Source organism: Thiobacillus denitrificans DSM 12475, assembly GCF_000376425.1.
GTDB classification, from domain to species: Bacteria; Pseudomonadota; Gammaproteobacteria; order Burkholderiales; family Thiobacillaceae; genus Thiobacillus; species Thiobacillus denitrificans.
Genome location: NZ_AQWL01000004.1, coordinates 171,749 through 191,222, shown reverse-complemented (window position 1 = coordinate 191,222; position 19,474 = coordinate 171,749). Strand labels below are relative to the sequence as shown.

15 protein-coding genes are annotated in these 19,474 nt (G+C 65.6%); 5 read left to right on the top strand and 10 right to left on the bottom strand.

The features are described 5' to 3' along the window. Positions 1-13: 13 nt before the first annotated feature. From purL to B059_RS0107760, 3 genes are all read left to right on the top strand, one after another. A complete protein-coding gene (gene purL / locus B059_RS0107770) occupies positions 14-3,970 on the top strand; it encodes a phosphoribosylformylglycinamidine synthase (RefSeq protein ID WP_018077677.1) in 3,957 nt (1,318 codons plus the stop codon). Between the two features lie 72 nt (positions 3,971-4,042). Beyond that, on the top strand, positions 4,043-6,862 hold the full coding sequence (gene ppc / locus B059_RS0107765; RefSeq protein WP_018077676.1) for a phosphoenolpyruvate carboxylase: 2,820 nt from the start codon (positions 4,043-4,045) through the stop codon (positions 6,860-6,862). Between the two features lie 14 nt (positions 6,863-6,876). Beyond that, complete coding sequence (locus B059_RS0107760; RefSeq protein ID WP_018077675.1) at positions 6,877-7,437, top strand: hypothetical protein; 561 nt, start codon at positions 6,877-6,879, stop codon at positions 7,435-7,437. Here the strand turns inward: B059_RS0107760 and B059_RS0107755 are convergent. From B059_RS0107755 to B059_RS0107745, 3 genes are read right to left on the bottom strand one after another with little or no spacing between them, the layout of a single operon-like run. After that, on the bottom strand, positions 7,424-9,706 hold the full coding sequence (locus B059_RS0107755; RefSeq protein WP_018077674.1) for an efflux RND transporter permease subunit: 2,283 nt from the start codon (positions 9,704-9,706) through the stop codon (positions 7,424-7,426). The two genes, B059_RS0107760 and B059_RS0107755, sit on opposite strands and share 14 nt — an antisense overlap. A 29-nt stretch (positions 9,707-9,735) precedes the next feature. Then, the gene (locus B059_RS0107750) at positions 9,736-11,172 is read right to left on the bottom strand and encodes a DUF1302 family protein (protein WP_018077673.1); all 1,437 of its coding nucleotides are present in this window, start codon (positions 11,170-11,172) and stop codon (positions 9,736-9,738) included. Next, the gene (locus tag B059_RS0107745) at positions 11,169-11,981 is read right to left on the bottom strand and encodes an outer membrane lipoprotein-sorting protein (protein WP_018077672.1); all 813 of its coding nucleotides are present in this window, start codon (positions 11,979-11,981) and stop codon (positions 11,169-11,171) included. The genes B059_RS0107750 and B059_RS0107745 overlap by 4 nt, the downstream gene beginning before the upstream one ends. Before the next feature lie 175 nt (positions 11,982-12,156). Here B059_RS0107745 and hemN point away from each other — a divergent pair, with 175 nt between their 5' ends. Together hemN and B059_RS0107735 are read left to right on the top strand one after the other, a co-directional pair. After that, positions 12,157-13,527: an oxygen-independent coproporphyrinogen III oxidase gene (gene hemN / locus B059_RS0107740; RefSeq protein ID WP_018077671.1), complete on the top strand. Its 1,371-nt coding sequence runs from the start codon at positions 12,157-12,159 to the stop codon at positions 13,525-13,527. Between the two features lie 152 nt (positions 13,528-13,679). Next, the gene (locus tag B059_RS0107735) at positions 13,680-15,248 is read left to right on the top strand and encodes a GGDEF domain-containing protein (protein WP_018077670.1); all 1,569 of its coding nucleotides are present in this window, start codon (positions 13,680-13,682) and stop codon (positions 15,246-15,248) included. Between the two features lie 19 nt (positions 15,249-15,267). Here the strand turns inward: B059_RS0107735 and B059_RS0107730 are convergent, their stop codons facing one another. From B059_RS0107730 to ccoO, 7 genes are all read right to left on the bottom strand, one after another. Then, positions 15,268-15,567 carry a hypothetical protein gene (locus tag B059_RS0107730; RefSeq protein ID WP_018077669.1) on the bottom strand — a complete coding sequence of 100 codons (300 nt, stop codon included), beginning with the start codon at positions 15,565-15,567 and terminating at the stop codon, positions 15,268-15,270. Between the two features lie 25 nt (positions 15,568-15,592). Further along, entirely contained in the window at positions 15,593-15,727 is a 135-nt protein-coding gene (locus tag B059_RS20280) for a DUF3149 domain-containing protein (RefSeq protein WP_018077668.1), read from the bottom strand. Between the two features lies 1 nt (position 15,728). Further along, positions 15,729-16,259 (bottom strand): FixH family protein, encoded by a 531-nt coding sequence (locus tag B059_RS18825; protein WP_018077667.1) that lies wholly within the window; start codon positions 16,257-16,259, stop codon positions 15,729-15,731. A gap of 5 nt (positions 16,260-16,264) precedes the next feature. Beyond that, positions 16,265-17,689: a cytochrome c oxidase accessory protein CcoG gene (gene ccoG / locus B059_RS0107715; protein ID WP_018077666.1), complete on the bottom strand. Its 1,425-nt coding sequence runs from the start codon at positions 17,687-17,689 to the stop codon at positions 16,265-16,267. An 82-nt stretch (positions 17,690-17,771) separates the two neighbouring features. After that, positions 17,772-18,692: a cytochrome-c oxidase, cbb3-type subunit III gene (gene ccoP, locus B059_RS0107710; RefSeq protein WP_018077665.1), complete on the bottom strand. Its 921-nt coding sequence runs from the start codon at positions 18,690-18,692 to the stop codon at positions 17,772-17,774. Then, entirely contained in the window at positions 18,689-18,856 is a 168-nt protein-coding gene (locus tag B059_RS0107705) for a cbb3-type cytochrome oxidase subunit 3 (RefSeq protein WP_018077664.1), read from the bottom strand. The genes ccoP and B059_RS0107705 overlap by 4 nt, the downstream gene beginning before the upstream one ends. Before the next feature lie 7 nt (positions 18,857-18,863). After that, the gene (ccoO, locus tag B059_RS0107700; RefSeq protein ID WP_018077663.1) at positions 18,864-19,469 is read right to left on the bottom strand and encodes a cytochrome-c oxidase, cbb3-type subunit II; all 606 of its coding nucleotides are present in this window, start codon (positions 19,467-19,469) and stop codon (positions 18,864-18,866) included. Positions 19,470-19,474: the final 5 nt, after the last annotated feature.

Below are 19,474 nucleotides of genomic sequence, written 5' to 3'. Positions count from 1 at the left end.
CGCAAAGGCGCTCATGTCTTCCATCGTATCGCTCCCCGGCAGTGCTGCGCTGTCGTCTTTCCGCATCGATAAAATCCGTCAGGAGGCTGGCCGGCTGGGCGTTGCGTTGGGCGAGTTGACGGCGCGCCACTGGCATTTCCTGGAGCTGGAAGCCGAGTTGGACGCAGCGGCCGCGCAGCAGCTCGACAAAACGCTGGATTACGGCACCCCCACCGGCAGTCCGACGGCGAACGACATGCAGGTGCTGGTCACGCCGCGTCCGGGCACGATTTCGCCGTGGTCGTCCAAGGCGACGGATATTCTCAGGAACAGCGGCCTGGCCCAGCTGCGCCGCATCGAGCGCGGGGTGGCCTACCGCCTGTGCGATCCGCAGGGCGCCGCGCTTTCGGGGCAGGCGCTAACGGTGCTGCTGCCGCTGCTGCACGACCGCATGACGGAAGCCGTGATGACCTCGCTGGAAGCCGCCCGCGCGTTGTTTCGGCATGTGCCGCCGCGCGAACTGAGCGCAATCGATGTCATGGCCGGCGGCCGCGCCGCGCTTGCCGAAGCCAACCGCAGCCTCGGCCTGGCACTGTCGGACGACGAACTCGACTACCTGGTCGACAACTTCACCCGCATCGGGCGCAACCCCACCGATGTCGAACTGATGATGTTCGCGCAGGCCAACTCCGAGCACTGCCGCCACAAGATATTCAACGCCAGCTGGGTGATCGACGGCGCGGAACAGGCCAAGTCGCTGTTCGGCATGATCCGCGATACCCATGCCGCGCACCCCGCAGGCACGGTGGTGGCGTATTCGGACAACTCCTCGGTCATCGAAGGAGCGCAGATTGACCGCTTCTACCCGCGCGCCGACGGCAGCTACGCCTACAGCAGCGAGCTGACCCACGTGCTGATGAAGGTGGAGACGCACAATCATCCGACCGCGATCTCGCCTTTCCCGGGCGCCGCCACCGGCAGCGGCGGCGAAATCCGCGACGAGGGCGCGACCGGCATCGGCTCCAAGCCCAAGGCCGGTTTGTGCGGATTCTCGGTGTCCAACCTCAACATTCCCGGCTTCGAGCAGCCGTGGGAGTCGGGCGCCTATGGCAAACCCGAGCGCATCGTCACCCCGCTCGCGATCATGCTCGAAGGCCCGATCGGCGCCGCGGCGTTCAACAACGAATTTGGCCGCCCCAATCTGGCAGGCTATTTCCGCACCTTCGAAGAGACCGTGGCGGGGCAACGGCGCGGCTACCACAAGCCCATCATGCTGGCAGGTGGCGTCGGCAGCATCCGTGCCGATCACGTGGAGAAGAAAATGCTGCCGGCCGGCACGCTGCTGATCCAGCTGGGCGGCCCCGGCATGCTGATCGGACTGGGCGGCGGCGCCGCATCGTCGATGGACACCGGCGCCAACGCCGCCGACCTCGACTTCGATTCGGTGCAGCGCGGCAACCCGGAAATGGAGCGGCGCGCGCAGGAAGTCATCGACCGCTGCTGGCAGTTGGGCGAGGCCAATCCGATCCTGTCGATCCACGACGTCGGCGCCGGCGGCCTGTCGAACGCATTGCCGGAACTGGTGCACGGCGGCGGCCGCGGCGGCCGCTTCGAGCTGCGCGCCGCGCCGTCGGAAGAGTCCGGCATGTCGCCGCGCGAGATCTGGTGCAACGAAGCGCAGGAGCGTTATGTGCTGGCGATCCCGCCGCAGCGAATCGGCGAATTCCGCGCGATGTGCGAGCGCGAGCGCTGCCCGTTTGCGGTGCTGGGCGAAGCGACCGAGGACAATCACCTGCTGGTGACCGACAGCCATTTCCAGAATGCGCCGGTAGACGTGAGCCTCGACGTCATCCTCGGCAAGCCGCCCAGGATGACGCGCGACGTCGAGCATCAGCCCGCCGCACCGGCGCCGCTGCTGCTCGACGGAATCGATCTGAAGGATGCGGCCTACCGCGTGCTGGCGATGCCGGGGGTGGCGTCGAAGATGTTCCTGATATCGATCGGCGACCGCAGCGTCGGCGGGCTGACCGCGCGCGACCAGTGCGTGGGGCCGTGGCAGGTGCCGGTCGCCGATTGCGCGATCACCCTGGCCGGCTACCAGACCACGCTGGGCGAGGCGTTTTCCATCGGTGAGAAAGCGCCGTTGGCGCTGATCGATGCCCCGGCGTCGGGACGCATGGCGATCGCCGAGGCGATCACCAACCTGGCGGCCGCGCGTGTCGATGGCCTGGGCAGTGTCAAACTGTCGGCCAACTGGATGGCTCCGGCCGGCCATCCGGGCGAGGATGCCGCGCTGTTCGATACGGTGGCGGCGGTTTCGGAGTACTGCCAGGCGCTCGGTGTGTCGATCCCGGTCGGCAAGGATTCGATGAGCATGAAGACCGTGTGGCAGGAAGGCGGCGAGAAAAAGGCGGTAACCTCGCCGGTTTCGCTGGTGATCTCGGCTTTCGCCGTCACCCCCGACGCCACGCGGCATCTGACGCCGCAACTGCGTACCGATGCCGGCGACACCGACCTCGTGCTGATCGATCTCGGTCGCGGCAAGAACCGTCTTGGCGCATCGAGCTTCGCCCAGGCTTTCAAACAGGTGGGCGAGCGTTGCCCGGACGCGCCGGTTGCCGACGCACTCCAAGCCTTTTTCGACACCGTACAGGGGCTCAATGCAGCAGGCATGCTGCTCGCCTACCATGACCGTTCCGACGGCGGCCTGTTCGCAGCTTTGTGTGAAATGGCCTTTGCCGGCCATTGCGGCGTGGAGATCGACGTCGACGAGCTGTGCTCGGAGAAGATCCGTCTCGACGCCGAGAATGAAGGCGTGCCCGAGCCGGACATGCGGGATCCGCGCGGCTACTCCGAACGCGTCTTCAACGTGCTGTTCAGCGAGGAGGCCGGCGCGCTGCTGCAGGTACGCCGCGCCGATACCCGGACGGTGATGCAGGCTTTCTTCGATGCCGGCCTGCGCGGCGAGTTCTACATCATCGGCCAGCTCGATACGAGCGACCGCGTGCGGGTGCTGCGCCGCGAACGGGTCATCCTCGACGAGGCGCGCACCGATCTGCAAAGCGCGTGGGCGCGCACCAGCTACGAAATGGCGAAGCTGCGCGACAATCCGGCGTGCGCCGAGCAGGAGTTCGCGACCCATGCCGACGCTGCGGACCCCGGTCTGCGCCATGCCCCGAGCTTCGACGTGAATGAGGATGTCGCCGCTCCCTTCGTTGCCAGCGGTAAGCGGCCGCGGGTGGCGGTGCTGCGCGAACAGGGCGTCAACGGCCAGATCGAGATGGCCGCCGCGTTCGATGCCGCAGGCTTTGCGGCGGTCGACGTCCACATGAGCGACATCCTGTCCGGCCGGGTCAGCCTCGGCGATTTCAGCGGCCTCGCCGCGTGCGGCGGCTTCAGCTACGGCGACGTGCTGGGCGCGGGCGGCGGCTGGGCCAAGTCGATCCTGTTCAACCCGCGCGCGCGCGACCAGTTCGCGGCGTTTTTCGGGCGTGGCGACACCTTCGCGCTCGGTGTCTGCAACGGCTGCCAGATGATGAGCCAGCTGCACGAACTGATACCGGGCGCGGACGCCTGGCCGCGTTTCGAACGCAACCTGTCGGAGCAGTTCGAGGCGCGTTTCGCCCAGGTCGAGGTGCTGGCCTCGCCGTCAATTTTTTTCGCCGGCATGGCGGGTTCGGTGATGCCGATCGTGGTGTCGCACGGCGAAGGCCGGGTCGCTTTCCGTGACCCGGTGCACGCCGCGCAGGCGCATCCCACGCTGCGCTACGTCGATCACCGGGGCGCGCCGGCCGCGACCTATCCGGCCAACCCCAACGGTTCGGCCGGCGGGCAGACCGGTTTTACCACCGCGGACGGCCGCTTCGGCATTCTGATGCCGCATCCGGAACGCGTGTTCCGCGCCGCGCAGCTGTCGTGGAAACCGGACGACGTGACCGGTGCCGCCCCGTGGCTGCGGCTGTTCCGCAACGCGCGGCGCGCGCTTGGGTGATGCGCGCCGACTATGCGAAAATAACTGGCTTTGTCGCATGAATCCCGCTGTGCCGGGATCAATTCTCCAGTCATGAATGCACCTGAAAATCTGCTGACGGATGACCACCTGCGCGCGCAGGTCAAGCTGCTGGGCACCCTGCTCGGCCAGGTGTTGCTGCAGTTTGCCGGCGAAGACGTGTTCGATGCAGTGGAAACCCTGCGCCGCGGTTTCGCTGAATTGCACCAGCAGGAAGATCAGCAGCGCCGCACCGAGTTGATGGCGATGATCGACGCCATGCCCGCCGCCAAGGTGGAGCTGGTGGTGCGTGCCTTCGCCGGCTATTTCAAGCTGGTCAATGTGGCGGAGGAAAGCTTTGCCCACCGCAACCGCCGCCGCATGCTGTCGCACGGCATGCGGCTGTGGGAAGGCTCGTTCGACCGCACCCTGGCGGATCTCAAGGCGCAGGATATGCCGGTCGCCACACTGCAGGAGATGGTCAACCGTCTGCACTACGCGCCGGTATTCACCGCCCATCCCACCGAGGCGCGCCGTCGTGCGGTGATGGAAGGCATGCGCCGGATATTCCTGATCTGCGACGAACTGTACAACCCCGCCCTGGGGGTGAACGACCGCCGCGAACTGGAAGCGCAGCTGGCCGCCGAGATCCAGGTGGGGTGGCGTACCGACGAACTGCGCAGCGCCAAGCTCGAGGTGCGCGACGAAGTGCGCAACGGCCTCTACTATGTGCGGGAAAGCCTGTTCGAGGCGGTGCCGAAGGCGTATTCCTTCTTCGAGAAGGCGCTGCGCAAGCATTACGGCGTGAATGTCGACGGCACCGCCACCGTCCGCGTGCCGAGCTTCATCCGTTTCGGCTCGTGGATTGGCGGCGACCGTGACGGCAACCCGTTCGTGACCGCGGACGTCACCGAATGGACGGTGCATAAGCAGATGCAGGCCGCACTCGAAGAATACCGTTCGCGCGTGCTGGAACTGCGCCAGACGCTGACCCACAGCAGCGACTGGTGCACGCCTTCCGACCTGTTCCTGGAGCGCCTGTCGGAATACGAGGCCGAATTCGGCGAACAGGTGTTCCGCGGCACCGCGGTGCAGATATACAGCCGCGAACCCTACCGTCGCATGGCGGCAATGATGCTGGCGCGGCTGGACGCCAACCTGTCCTACATCCACCAGTGTCTGGCCGACGTGCCGAGCTTTACGCCGCATCTGGCGTATGAGAATGCTGCCGCCTTCCTCGCCGACCTCTACCTGGTGCGTGACTCGCTGATCAGCCATGGCGACCGCATCGTCGCCATGCAGGATCTGCAGGCGCTGATCCGGCTGGTCGAAAGCTTTGGTTTTCACCTGCTGCAGCTCGACATCCGCCAGGAATCGACCGTGCATACGCGCACGGTGGCGGCGCTACTGCAGCAGATCGATCCCGATTTCGATTACCTGGCTGCGAACGAGACCGAGCGGCTGCAGCGCCTGGCTGCCTGGATCGGCCATATCGATCCGATCGAGGTGGACGACGGCATGCTGGACGACGAGGCGCGTGAAGCGCTCGCGGTGTTCCGGCGCATGGTCAAGCTGCAGGCCGAAGTGGGCGACGAGGTCTTCGGCACCTACGTGATTTCGATGACGCACAGCGCGTCCCACGTGATGGAAGTGATGCTGCTGGCGCGGTTGGTGGGCCTGTGCGGCCACAATGGCCGCGACTGGTTCTGCCGCATCCAGGTCGCCCCCCTGTTCGAGACGGTGGACGACCTGCAGCGCAGCGAGACCATCCTCGACCAGCTGCTGTCGAACAAGGTATACCGTGCGCTGGTTACCGCCAACGGCAACCACCAGGAAGTCATGCTGGGCTATTCGGATTCGTGCAAGGATGGCGGCATTCTGGCGTCGAACTGGAATTTGTATCAGGCGCAACTGTCGATCATCGCGCTGACCCAGCGCTATGGCGTCGAATGCCGTCTGTTTCATGGCCGCGGCGGCACGGTGGGCCGCGGCGGCGGGCCGACTCACGAGGCGATCCTGTCGCAGCCGCCGGGCACGGTCAACGGCGAGATCAAGTTCACCGAGCAGGGTGAGATGCTGTATTACAAATACAGCAATCCAGAAACCGCCAACTACGAGATCGGCATGGGTGTCACCGGACTGCTCAAAGCCAGTACGACTGCGCTTGCGCAGATCGATGTGCGCTACCCGCAGGAATACCTCGACGGGATGAGCCGGATCGCCGCCGATGGCGAGAAAAGCTACCGTGCGCTGATCGGCATGCCGGGCTTCATCGACTATTTCTACGAGACCACGCCGGTCACCGAAATCGGCCTGCTCAACATGGGCAGCCGTCCGTCGCACCGCAAGAAGGCCGACCGCTCGCTCGGGTCGATTCGCGCCATTCCGTGGGTGTTCGGCTGGGCCCAGTCGCGCCATACCCTGCCTGCCTGGTATGGAATCGGAACTGCGCTGAAGGATTTCATCGGGTCCGCTCCGGCGGGGCTCGATCAGTTGCGAATCATGTACCGCGAATGGCCGTTCTTCCGCGGTCTGCTGTCCAACGTGCAGATGGCGCTGACCAAGGCCGACATGGAAATTTCCGAGGAATACGCGCGCCTGTGCGACCACCCCGACACCATGGCAATCTACCGCGCCATTGCCGATGAGTTCGCGCTGACGGTGGAGTGGGTCAAGCAAGTCGCGCAGATCGAGACCCTGCTGGAAGACAACCCGACGCTGGCGCTGTCGCTTTCGCGCCGCCGCCCCTACATCGATCCCATCAACCACATCCAGGTGCGCCTGCTGAAACGTTATCGCTCGGAGAGCGTGTGGGAGTCCGAACAGGATAGCTGGCTGACGCCGCTGATGCGCTCGATCAATGCGATCGCCTCCGGGATGCGCAACACCGGTTGAGCATGGATAAGGATATGGCCGCATCCTCTCCGACACGACCGAAGCGGCGTGGGCTGGCCATTTCCATCGGCCTGAATGCCGTGCTGGTTTTGCTGGTATGCGGCCTCGCCCTGTATGCCTTCATGCTGAATGTCGATCTGGGCGATGTGAAGCGGCGGCTGTCGAAGGAAAGCGAAACCCGCCAGCAAGCTGAGCGCTACCTGGTCGAAACGCGCAACCAGTTGACCGACAGCCTGCGTGAAATCGAACAGCTCAAGGCGCAGCTTGCCTATAAGGAAACCGACATCCAGACGGCGGTGGCGGCCAAGCCCGCGCTGCCGGTGGTGATCGGTTTTCGTTCGTCGATGCTGGGCAAGGGGCTGGTGGCGGTGATCGAAAACACCAGCGACCGCTATCTGACCGTGGTCCTCGCCGTGCGCAACCCGACCCTGTCCCTGGCGCGGCGCTTCGAACTCAAGCTGGAACCCAGGTCCAGCACCGACTTCGGACACATGGAAGGCTGGCAGTTTGCCTCGGGCGACGAAGTGGGATTGTTCAACGACGACTTCGGCGCGCTCAAGCTCACGGTGCCGTAACGGCAGGGCGTGGCTTCGGCAATTTCAGGCCGAGCAGCGCGGGCATCAGCAGCAACTCGAACACCTGGCCGGCGAACAGGCCGACCGCGCACAGCATGCCGAAGTGAGCGGTGGGGCGGAAGTCGGACAGCCCCAGCAGGCTGAACTGCGAGATCAACACCACCGAAATGGCGATCACCGCGCGGCCCGAGGCCTCCACGCTGCGGATGATGGCGAACACCGGGCTGACGCCGCGGCGGATGCGGTGCAGGTAGCCGTGATACAGATGGATGGTGTCGTCCACCGTGATGCCGAGGATGACGCCGGCGATCAGGACGGTGGCGACGTCGAGCGAAATTCCCGCCGTCCCCATCACCACGAAAATGAAGAACAGCGGCGCCAGGTTGGGCACCAGGCAGATCAGCGCGCCGCGGAACGAGCGGAACAGCAGCGCCATTAGCAGCAGAATCTGCAGGAAGGCCGAGGCAAAGCTCTTGACCTGGCCGTCGACGATGCGGTCTTCCTGGTCCGAGAACAGCCGCCCATACCCCGCGAGGTCGATTTCCACGCCCGCAATCGGCTGCGCGGCGACGTGCGCGCGCACCCTGTCGATCACCTCGCCGATTTCGTTGGCGCCGTGCACGTTGAGGCTCATCGGGATGCGGGCGCGCTGGAACTCGCGGTTGACCAGCTCGTATAAATCCTTGCCGTCGTAGATCAGCAGCAGCTGTTCGACCAGCTTGCGGCTGGTCGGCAGCGCATCCGCTCCCAGATCCTCGCCGCTGAGGGCGCGGTTCATTTCCTCCAGCACGTCGATCAGGGAGAAGCTGCGGTCGACTTCCGGCTGCTGTTCGAGCCAGGTTTGCAGCGCCTTGATCTGCGCCAGCGTCGCCGGATTCTTCAGGCTGTCGCGGGCCGTGCCGGTGAGGACGACTTCCAGCCCGGTGACGCCGGAAAGCGTGCTCTCCACTCTGGCGGTGCTGCGGCTGATGCTGTGGTCGGGCGCGAAAAACTCGATGATGTTGGATTCGACCTTGACCTGCATCACCAGCGGGATGGCTGCCAGCACCAGCAGCGCGGTGGCCGTCAGCACGGCTTTTGCGTGCCGCAGGCTGAACACGGCCACGGCTGCCGCGATGCGGCGTGCGTGCGCCAAGCCGGAACGGTGGCGCGGCCACCGCGGCGTATCCCATTTCAGCATGATCGGCGGTACCAGGATGAACACCACCAGAAACACGATGAGGGTGCCGATCGCGCCCGCCAGGCCGAAGGCCTGCACCGGAGGAATGTCCACCCACAGCAGGCTCAGCATGCCCGCGCCGGTGGTCAGCACGTTGAACAGGCCGGGGACGAAGGTTTCCTTCAGTGCGCGCGCGATGCGTTTCGGACGCGGCAGCAGTGCGATGCGGGCGCGCTGGATCGCGGCATACAAATGCAGCAGCGTGGCCGTGGTGTAGGCCGCCATCAGGGTGGGAATCATCGCGGTGATCGGGGTATAGGGCTGGCCGGACAGCACCAGCCCGGCAACGCTGGCCGACACGACCGTGCCCATGGCCAGACCACCCACCACCATCGGGCGCACCCGCCCCACCACCCACCATAGCAATGCCATGCCGATGACGAAGGTCAGCGGGATGAAGATGGCGCTGTCGCGCCACAGCGAGCGCAGCTCTTCGACCGTCTGCGCCACTGTGCCGGCGGTGGCGGTGTGATAGGGCGTGAGTTTTTCGGCAGCGATGGCGGCGTCGAGCGCGATCTGGATATCGCGGCGGGCCAGGCTTTCCTTCAGGATCTTGGGGCGCACCACCAGGGCGACCGCACGGCCGTCGCGCGAGGCGAGCAGCCCCGGTGCGAAGCTGTCGCCCAGCACGCGGGCCTTCCATTCGGCGGGCGTGCGGGTGGCGAGGTCGTCGGGGTCGACCAGCAGCGAGACGGCGAAGCCGTCGTCGGTGGCGTCGATGTGCTCCACCGTGGTCAGCGTCAGCACCCGGTCGACCGCCGGGTGCGCCGCCATTTTCTGCGCGGCGCGGTCGAGTGCGGCGAGAAATTCCGGGGTGTAGAGCGCATCGCCCTCGAACAGCGCGATGACGGCTTCGTCGTTGGGGAATTCCCTGAACAGCGATTCGCGCAGTTGGATGGTGGAAGAATCCGGCGGCGAATAGATGTCCGGCGCGTTGTTGAAATGCAGCTGCAGCAGAAACGGCAGCGCCGCCAGCTGGATGCCGAGCAGGATCGCCAGCGCCAGCCAGGGTGGCAGCATGCGGCTGCCGTTGAGCCAGGGTTTCAGCATAGGAGCGTCGGCATGGCGGCGTCAGGCAATCAGAATTTGCTGCGCAGCCCCAGCGTGATCAGCGAATGATCCTGGTGGAAGCCGCCCAGGGTGCGCGCTTCGCCGTCGAAGTAGTGGGCGGCGACGTAGATCTCGTGCGGCTCCCAGCCGACATAGCCGAGTTTGGGGCTGAGATAGACGTCGTTCACGTTGAAGCCGGCGGCAAAGCGCATCCCGGCTTTCCAGCGGCCCTGGCCGAAGCGGGTCTCGATTTCGCCGTTGGCGCCGTAATACTCCTTCAGTTCGAGGATGCTGCGGTCGGTCTGCAGCGCGTGCGCCACCAGTTGCAGGTTGACGCGGGTGTCCGCCCCGCCGGGGAAGAATTCCAGCGCGCCGATCCAGTCGAGCGAATGCGTCGTGTCGAGCGCGGTGGTGGCCAGGGTCACCGGCACGTTGTCGGTGTAGCCGGCTTCCATGCGCCAGGTGAGGCCGCCGCGCACCAGTTCGACATCGGCGCCGACGAAGGTGTTGAACGGATGCACCGCGGTGAGCGTGGCGGTGGGCAGGTCGAGCCGGTAGTACGGCAGCGACTGCCGGGTGCGCGCCAGCGTCATGCCGAAGTCGAGCGCGCTGCCGGTCCGGGTCAGGCGCAGGGCGCCGCCGCCACTGCCGTGTTCGTCCTCGTCGATGCGCGCGGCATTCACCCAGGAGGTGAGCGCGGGATCGATGCCGATGATCTGGCGGCTGGTGCGATTGACCGGGCTCCAGATGCTGGCGGCGTCCGGCAATTGCGCACCACGGAACAGCGGCAGCCAGACCGCGTCCAGCTTGTACTCGCCGAAAGTCTGCTCCCAGCGCGCGGCCAGCTGTGCGCGGCGGCGGTCGGGCAGGTCGTCCAGCACGAAGCGCGTCAGGTCGGCGCGGCTGACGCGGTCGGCCAGCGGGATTTCGTCGGCACGGCCCCAGATGATGGTTTGCGCGCCGAAGGTCAGGCGGGTATCGCCGTTGCGGTAGCGCACATAGGTATCGCCGTAGTCGGCCAGCATCTCGTCGTGATCGGCGCGGCCACCGGCCTGCGTCATGCCGTCGAGGCGGGCGCCGGCGCGGAATTCCCAGTTGCGGCTGGGCTGCCACAGCACGTAGGCGCTGGTGCGCAGGGTGGAATAGCGGTCGGCCTCGGCGGCGTCGGGCAGGCCGCCCGCTTCCAGCAGAAAGTCGTCGATGCCGGCCTTGAGCGTGGGCTGGAAGCCGCGCGCGGCGGGCTTGCGGCTGCGCGCGGTGGGCGGTGGCAGATCGTCGGCCATTCCGGCCTGCGGCGTTGCCGCCGCGGCGGCAACCGGGCGCGGTTTGCGCGTGGTGGCGCGCGGCGGCGGCAACTCGTCCGCCGTGTCCTGGGCGGAGACGGCGCGCGGTGGCGGCAGCTCGTCGGCGGCGCAAACGGGCAGGGCGATGAGCGACAGGCTCAGGGACAGCAGCAGCTTTTTCATGGGCGATATTCCGATTCCAGGCTTTCGTCGGCCAGGGCTTGCGAGGTGAAGAGTTTGGCGGGCAGTTTCTGGTCGTACAGCGCGCTGTCGACCACCAGGCGGGTTTCGTGACCACTGGCCAGATCGATCATGCGGCTGTCGGTGATCGTCCAGTAGCCCTGGTTGCGTTTTTTGCTGCGCAGCAGCCAGCGCTTGCTGGGGGTGCTGGCGTCCTTTTCGAAATAATCCACCCGTTGCGGGATCGCGGTGGCGGGATCGATCCAGCTGATGCGCTTCCGGTATACCGAATCGCCGGTGTCCAGCGGCACGCTTTCGAGCACGTCGCACAGGAGGCCGTTTTCGGCCTGTCTGCCGAGCAGCCGGTGGCGGTCACTGGATGGCTTGCGCTCCTGCAGATCCTCGAAATACAGGTCGGAGCCGACAAAGCGCCCGCCTTTGCGGTCGCTGGAGATGCGCCGTACCCGGTCGAGCGCCGGCAGGTACAGCCACTGGTCGGTGCTGCCGTCGGCCTTGTCTATGCTGAGAAGGCCGGTTCCCGCGATGTCTTCGGGATCGAGAAAGCGGATCAGGTTGGCGGTTTCGCCGCCCGACTTGTCGAGACGGTAGGTGACGAGTTCGCGGATGCGCGGTGCGCGGCCTTTTTCGGTGAGCACCATGCGGCCCAGCGTGGTGAGATCGCGGCCGTTGGGGCGGTCGTAGACTTTTTGCGCAAGGTCCGCGGCTTCATCCGCCTGCGCGGCGGCGGCGCCGAGCAGCAGCGCCAGCATCAGGAAACGGATGAAGTCCAGCAGGGGGCTTGGAGGTGCCATGGGTTTTACGCGCACGTGATACCTTATGACCAACGGATCGCCAGCCCCGAACTTTACCGCAAAACCGGGTAGGCACCGACCGCGCCGGCACAGGCGCCGGGCTCCGGCGCTGCGCTGGATTTCAGGGTTTGCCTATGATAAAAAGACAAAAAAGTCCCCTATTAAGGATGCCAAGATGACGTCGACGACACTGGAACTGCTTCAGAAATACAGCGTGCCTGGTCCGCGCTACACGTCGTATCCGACCGCGCCCTATTTCCGCACCGATTTTGGCGAGGCGGACTGGGACGCGGCGCTGACGGCGTCGGCGGTGGATCGCGGCCTGTCGCTGTATGCCCATATCCCGTTCTGCGATTCGCTCTGCTACTACTGCGGCTGCAATATGGTGGCGACGCGCGACTACAGTAAAACCCAGCCCTATCTGGCCTATCTCGATCAGGAAATGGCGCGCACTGCGCAGCGGGTCGATCCGGCGCGGGTGGCGCGCCAGCTGCACTGGGGCGGCGGCACGCCCACCTATCTCAATCCCGACGACATCCGCCGCCTGATGGCGATGATGCGCCGGCATTTCACCCTCGCCCCGGATGCCGAAATCAGCTGCGAGGTCGATCCGCGCGAACTGACCCGCGCGCATCTCGAGGCGCTGCGCGAATCCGGCTTCAACCGGCTGTCGTTCGGCGTGCAGGACATGGACCCGGCGGTGCAGCAGGCGGTCAATCGCATCCAGTCTGCGGCCCTGATCCAGCAGGTACTCGACTGGTCGCGCGAACTGGGCTTCTCCAGCATCAACCTGGATCTGATCGTGGGGCTGCCGAAGCAGACCGTGGCGAGTTTTTCCCGCACCCTGGAACAGGTGGTGGCGTGGGCGCCCGACCGCCTTGCGGTGTTTTCCTATGCCCACGTGCCATGGCTGAAAAAGCATCAGAACCTGATCCAGGAGGCCGATCTGCCGGATTCCGCGATGCGCCTGGGCCTGCATCAGGCGGTGAACGAGGCGCTGGGGGCGGCGGGTTACGTCAACATCGGCTTCGATCACTTTGCCCGCCCCGAGGACGAACTGGTGCGCGCGCAGCGGAACAAGACGCTGTGGCGCAATTTCCAGGGCTACACCACGCACAAGGACTGCGACATCCTTGCCTTCGGCGTGTCCGGCATCAGCCAGACGGCGGACGTGTACATGCAGAACGAAAAGAACCTCAAGCGCTACGAGGAGCGCATCGCGGCGACCGGGTTTGCGGTCGAACGCGGCCTGAAGCTCAGCCGTGACGACCAGATCCGGCGCGATGCCATCACCCGCGTGATGTGCGACCTGGAACTCGACTTCGCCGCCTTCGGCAAGGAGTGGGATATTGGGTTCAGCGACTATTTCGCCGACGCGCTGGCCGGCCTGCGCCCGCTGGCGGACGACGGGCTGGTGACGATCGCCCCCGACAAGATCAGCGTCACCCCCAGCGGCCGCCTGTTCCTGCGCAACATCGGCATGTGCTTCGACCGCTATTTGAAGGAGGCCGCCGGCGAAAAGCCGCGCTATTCGCGCACGGCCTGAAGCCCGGGCAGGGGCTTGCAGGGTAAAAGCCGGCGGCATGAGGCGCGCAGGCTGTTGACAGAATAGCCGTGACTTCGCAATAGTCGGCCCATAACAAGCGGAGGACAGTGGAAGATGCTGGCTGGGAGAATCGGCCCCCGCGCCCGTAACGCATGGCGCCGAACGGCCAGGATGTCGCTGCAGTGAACCGGTTGCGGCTGTGGCAGCATCGCCTGCTGTTTCCGCTTGCGACCGGGCTGGGCTATTACCTGGGTGCCGCGCTCGGCGTGGCGGCCTCGACGATGTCCGAGGGCATCGCGATCTTCTGGCTGCCGAACGGCATCCTGCTGGCGGCCCTGTTGCTGGTATCCCGGCGCGAATGGCCGCCTGTCCTGCTGGCGGCCGTGGTGGCGGAAATTGCCGCCGACCTGCCGGCCTTCACCCTTGCGCAGGCCCTCGGCTTCGCCGCCGTCAACCTGCTTGAATGCCTGCTGGCCGCCTGGCTGCTGCAGCGGGCCGCCCGCCCGTTTGCGCTCGACCGGCTGCGCCATGTCGTCCTGTTCGGCGTCTATGCGCTGGGGGTGGCCTGCGGGCTGGCCGCCGTGCTGGGCGCATCGATCTATACGCTGAGCGGCCAGGCGACCACTACCTCGTTCTGGGCTTTCTGGGCAATATGGTGGCTGGGCGATGGCATGGGTGTTCTGCTGATTACGCCGCTCCTGCTCGGCTGGCTGCGCGGCCCCGCGCAACCGGCCGAACAGCGTCGCCTGGAAGCCACGGTGCTGTTTGCGCTGACGCTGCTGCTTGCGATCTGGATTTTTTCGCAGGCCGGCACCGACAACTTTCCCAGAAGGCCTTTTCTGCTGTTTCCACTCTCCCTTTGGGCGGCCATCCGCTTCGGGGTGAGGGGTACGGCCAGCATCGGGCTGCTGATCTCGGCCATTGCTATTACGGCCACCCTCAACGACGTGGGTCCACTGCTTGTCGCCACGCCGGCGGACACCGTTCTGCTGCTGCAGGAATATCTGGCCGTGCTGACGTTTTCGTCCCTCGCGCTGGCTGCGCTGTTGCAGGAGTTGCGCGAGCGCAATGAACGTCTGCGCATTCGCGAAATGGAATTGCATGCCACGCATGACGAGCTCGACCGCCTCAACCGCGAGCTCGAGGCGCGGGTGGCGGCGCGCACGCGAGAATTGCAGCAGGCCAACCAGCGCCTGGAGGCGCTGGCTTCGATCGATCCGTTGACGGGCGTCAGCAATCGGCGTCATTTCCTCGAACAGGCCGGGATCGAGATCAGCCGTGCCAAACGGCAAGCGCTTCCGCTGTCGGTGATCATGCTGGATATCGATTTCTTCAAGTCGATCAACGATCGCTTCGGCCATGAAGCCGGCGACAAGGTGCTGGTGACGCTTGCCGACACCATCCACGCCGCGCTGCGCAGCGGCGACATCTTCGCCCGCCTGGGCGGCGAGGAGTTCATTGTCATGCTACCCGGCCAGGGAATCTCCGAAGCCTTCCAGATGGCCGAGCGGCTGCGCCTGCTGATTGCGCAAAACGCGGTGCCGGACTATCCGGTCCACGTCACGGTCAGTGCCGGTGTGGCAGGTCTGGAAAACGAGGCGGAAGAAATCGACGACCTGCTGCGGCGCGCCGACCAGGGGCTCTATCGCGCCAAGAGCCAGGGCCGCAACCAGGTCTGCCTGGGGCAGGGTATGCCGCCGGACAGGCTCGCTGGCACGTAGGCCGCCGCGTCACGGAAAATCAGCAGCAGCCGCTGCCGTCGTCGCGCTTGGGGCAGCCCTCGGGCCGGCTGCGGGGAGGCAGCGGACAGCGGTTGATCTCGTCGGCGCTGCGCTGGAAGTAGCAGGTCATGGCGCTGGAAGCGATGCCCAGCAGCCAGAATGCAAAGAACCCGACGGTGTAGGCGGCGATGCGCTGATCGAACAGCGTCTCGCCGTGATAGGTGATTTCCAGCGGGTCGAACAGGGTGGTGAAGACGATGTCGGCCACCCCGGCAACGAGAAAGGACGGCCACAGTATGTGGATCAGGCGCTTCAGCATGGCGTGCTCCTCGTGGCGGCGGCGGTCATTCTTCCGGGCTGTTCATCTTGCGCTTGTACCAGCCCAGCAGGGTGATCGCCATGCCGATGATGAAGAGGATGGTGAACAGGCTCAACAGGCCGATCGGGCTGGTAAACAACAAATCGAGTACGACGTCCATTTCAGTCTCCCTCTGGTTGATGAACGGTAGATCCGGAAGCCGTCAGCGTGACGGCCCGGTCTAGCGGGGTATGCAGCACGCCGCCCAGGCGCCAGGTGGCTTCATGGTCGGTCAGCTGGACCTGCCATTTGCCGGCGGGCAGCAGGGGCAGCGCCGCGCGATAGCGGCCGCCGCCGGTGTGAACGAGGGTGAGGGTCCGGTCCATGCCCTGGCGGGTGGGGTGCGCCAGGGTGAGCGTCAATTGCCCGGGATACGTCTGCATGCGTCCGTCCAATGCCAGCGCCAGGCCGGCGTTTCCGTTTTGCACGGTGGCGGTCAGCGCCAGCGCGCGGGCGGCGTCGTCGCGCGCCAGCGTCTGGTTGATGGCCAGCCCGGCCTTGTAGTAGTCGCCGACCACCAGGCCATCGGCGCTGGTGGCCGCGATCCACACGGTGACGATCCCGGCGACAACCGCGCTGGCGGGCAGGCTGATGAGAAACCAGGGCCAGGGTTCGCGATACCAGGGTTTGGACTGCAAGGCACGGTTCGTCATGGCGCTCACCGGTTGAAGAATTTGGTTGCGACGGCCTGCCGAATGCGCGGATCGTCGATGGCCTGCACCGTGAAGGTCACCTCGATCGAGCGGCCTTTCAGGTCGACAGGATCGGCAATCAGGCTGACCGGGATGTCCACCGTCTGCAGGGGCGCGGCGGCGATTTCGCGCGTGGCGGCCACCACCTGCAGGCCGGCGATGCCCTGCGCGCCGATCGTGTAGCGATGCGGCCGGCCGTCCTTGTTGATGAGTTGCAGGCGATAGACGTTCTCGATCATGCCCTCGTCGGTTTCCTTCGACAGCGCCACGCGGTCGCGCACCACGTCGACGCGCAGCGGCACACGGGTGGCGAGGCTCCAGACGAAGGCGCCGGAGATCAGCGCCAGCAGCACGCTGTAGATGATGGTGCGCGGGCGCAGCACGTGTTTGAGGATGCCGCTGTCCGGGTAGTTGCCTTTCACCACGTTCTCGGTGGTGTAGCGGATCAGGCCGCGCGGGTAGCCCATCTTGTCCATGATCTGGTCGCAGCCGTCGATGCAGGCGGCGCAGCCGATGCATTCGTACTGCAGGCCGTTGCGGATGTCGATGCCGGTGGGGCAGACCTGCACGCAGACTTCGCAGTCGACGCAGGTGCCCAGCCCGGCCGCCTTGTAGTCGGTCTTTTTGCTGCGCGGCCCGCGCGGTTCGCCGATCGAGCTGTCGTAGGTCACGGTCAGCGTGTCGGAGTCGAACATCACGCTCTGGAAGCGCGCGTAGGGGCACATGTACTTGCACACCTGCTCGCGCATGAAGCCGGCGTTGCCCCAGGTGGCGAAGCCGTAGAACAGGATCCAGAAGCTTTCCCACGGGCCGAGGCTGGCGCTCGCCACTTCGGCGGCGAGCGTCTGGATCGGGGTGAAATAGCCGACGAAGGTGAAGCCGGTCCACAGCGCGATCAGCATCCAGACCAGGTGCTTGAAGCCGCGCCGGCGCAGCTTGTTGGCGTTCCACGGCGACTGGTCGAGCTTCCTGCGCGCGAGGTGGTCGCCTTCCAGCCAGTTTTCCACCCACATGAAGATTTCCGTGTACACGGTCTGCGGACAGGCATAGCCGCACCACAGCCGTCCGGCCACCGCGGTGAACAGGAACAGCGCCAGCGCCGACAGGATCAAAAGGCCGGTGAGATAAACGAAATCCTGCGGCCAGAACACCAGGCCGAAGATATAGAACTTGCGCGCGGCCAGATCGAACAGCACCGCCTGGCGGCTGTCCCATTGCAGCCAAGGCAGGCCGTAATACAGCACCTGGGTCAGCAACACCAGCGCGATGCGCCAGCTGGCGAACACGCCGTGCACCGAGCGCGGCTGGATCTTTTGCCGGATCGCGTAGAGCTGCTGCTCGATCGGCGTGTCGGCGGGGGCGGGCTGCTTGTCGTCTGTCACTGCTTTCATCCGTTAAGGCTGAGCCGCCTGAGCGTACTGGGACAATACGCTCAGGCGGCGCGCCGGAAATATTCCGGCGAGCGCCCGTTGCTTACTGCTTTTGCGACAGGCCGTACACGTAGGCCGCCAGCAGGTGCAGCTTGGCTTCCTTGTTCGAGGTGGTGCCGAGGGTTTGCGTCATGGCTGGCATCACGCCGTTGCGGCCTTTGGTAACGGTCTCGATGATCGTGGCTTCGCTGCCGCCGTACAGCCACACCTTGTCGGTGAGGTTGGGCGCTCCCAGGGCCTGCATGCCGGTGCCGTCGGGCATGTGGCAGGCGGCGCAGTTTTCGGCGAATTTCACCTTGCCTGCGGCTGCCAGCGCGGCGTCGTGCTTGCGGCCCGACAGCGACAGCACATGGTTGGCCACTTCCTTCGTCCCTTGCGGGCCGAGCGCTTCGCCCAATGCGGGCATGATCCCGCTGCGGCCGCCGGTGAGGGTGGCGACGATGGTGTCGGGGTCGCCGCCATAGAGCCAGTCGTGGTCGGTCAGGTTGGGAAAGCCCCTGGCGCCGGTCGCATCGGAGCCGTGGCACTGCGAGCAGTAGGTCAGGAACAGGTTCCTGCCGATGGCGCGCGCCTCCGGGTCGGCGGCCACGCTGGCGATGTCCTGCTTCATGAACCCGGCGTACACCGGCTGGAATTTGGCTTCGGCGGCCTTCACCTCGGCCTCGTACGCGTTACTTGAGGTCCAGCCCAGCACGCCGGCAAAGTTGCCCAGCCCCGGCCACAGCAGCAGATAGGCCACCGCAAATACCAGGGTGCCGTAGAACAACCCCAGCCACCAGCGCGGCAGCGGGTTGTTCAGATCCCGCAGGTCGCCGTCCCAGGTGTGCTCCATCAACTCGGGCTTTTCGCCGGGCGCCAGCTTGCGGGTGGTCTGCGAGCGGAGAAACACCCAGGTGCCGACGATGCTCGCCACGGTGATGACGCTGATGTAAATCGGCCAGAAGCCGTGTGTGAAATCGCTCATTGCTTGTCTCCTTGCTTGGTGGGAGCGTCGTCTTCGCTGAAAGGCAGCTTGCCGGCGTCTTCGAAACGCTTTTTGTTGCCTTTGCTGTAGGCCCACCAGACGATGCCGATGAACACCAGGATGAAGACGACTGTGACGATGCCGCTGATCGTTCCGCTGTCCATGGCAGCCTCAGATCCTGGGGGCGTGGGTGCCCAGCACCTGCAGGTAGGCGATCAGCGCCTCGAGCTCGGTCTTGCCTTCCAGCGCGGCCGGTGCCTCGGCGATTTCCTGCGCACTATAGCCGTGGCCGACGATGTTCAGCGTGCGCATCTTGGCCTGGATCGCGGTGTCCTTCAGCGGACGGTCGAGCCAGGGGTAGGCGGGCATGTTGGATTCCGGCACCACGTCGCGCGGATTCATCAGGTGAGCCGTATGCCAGGCGTCGGAATAGCGCCCGCCGACGCGATGCAGGTCGGGGCCGGTGCGCTTGGAGCCCCACAGAAAGGGACGGTCGTAGACGAATTCGCCCGCCACCGAATAGTGACCGTAGCGTTCGGTTTCGGCGCGGAACGGACGAATCATCTGCGAATGGCAGCCGACGCAGCCTTCGCGGATGTAGATGTCGCGTCCCGACAGCTGCAGCGCCGTGTAGGGCTTCAGGCCTGCCACCGGGGTGGTGGTGGAGGTCTGGAAAAACAGCGGCACGATCTGCACCAGGCCGCCGACGCTGACGACGAGAATGGTCAGCACGATCAGCAGGCCGAGGTTCTTTTCGATAGTTTCATGCGAAATCATGTTCG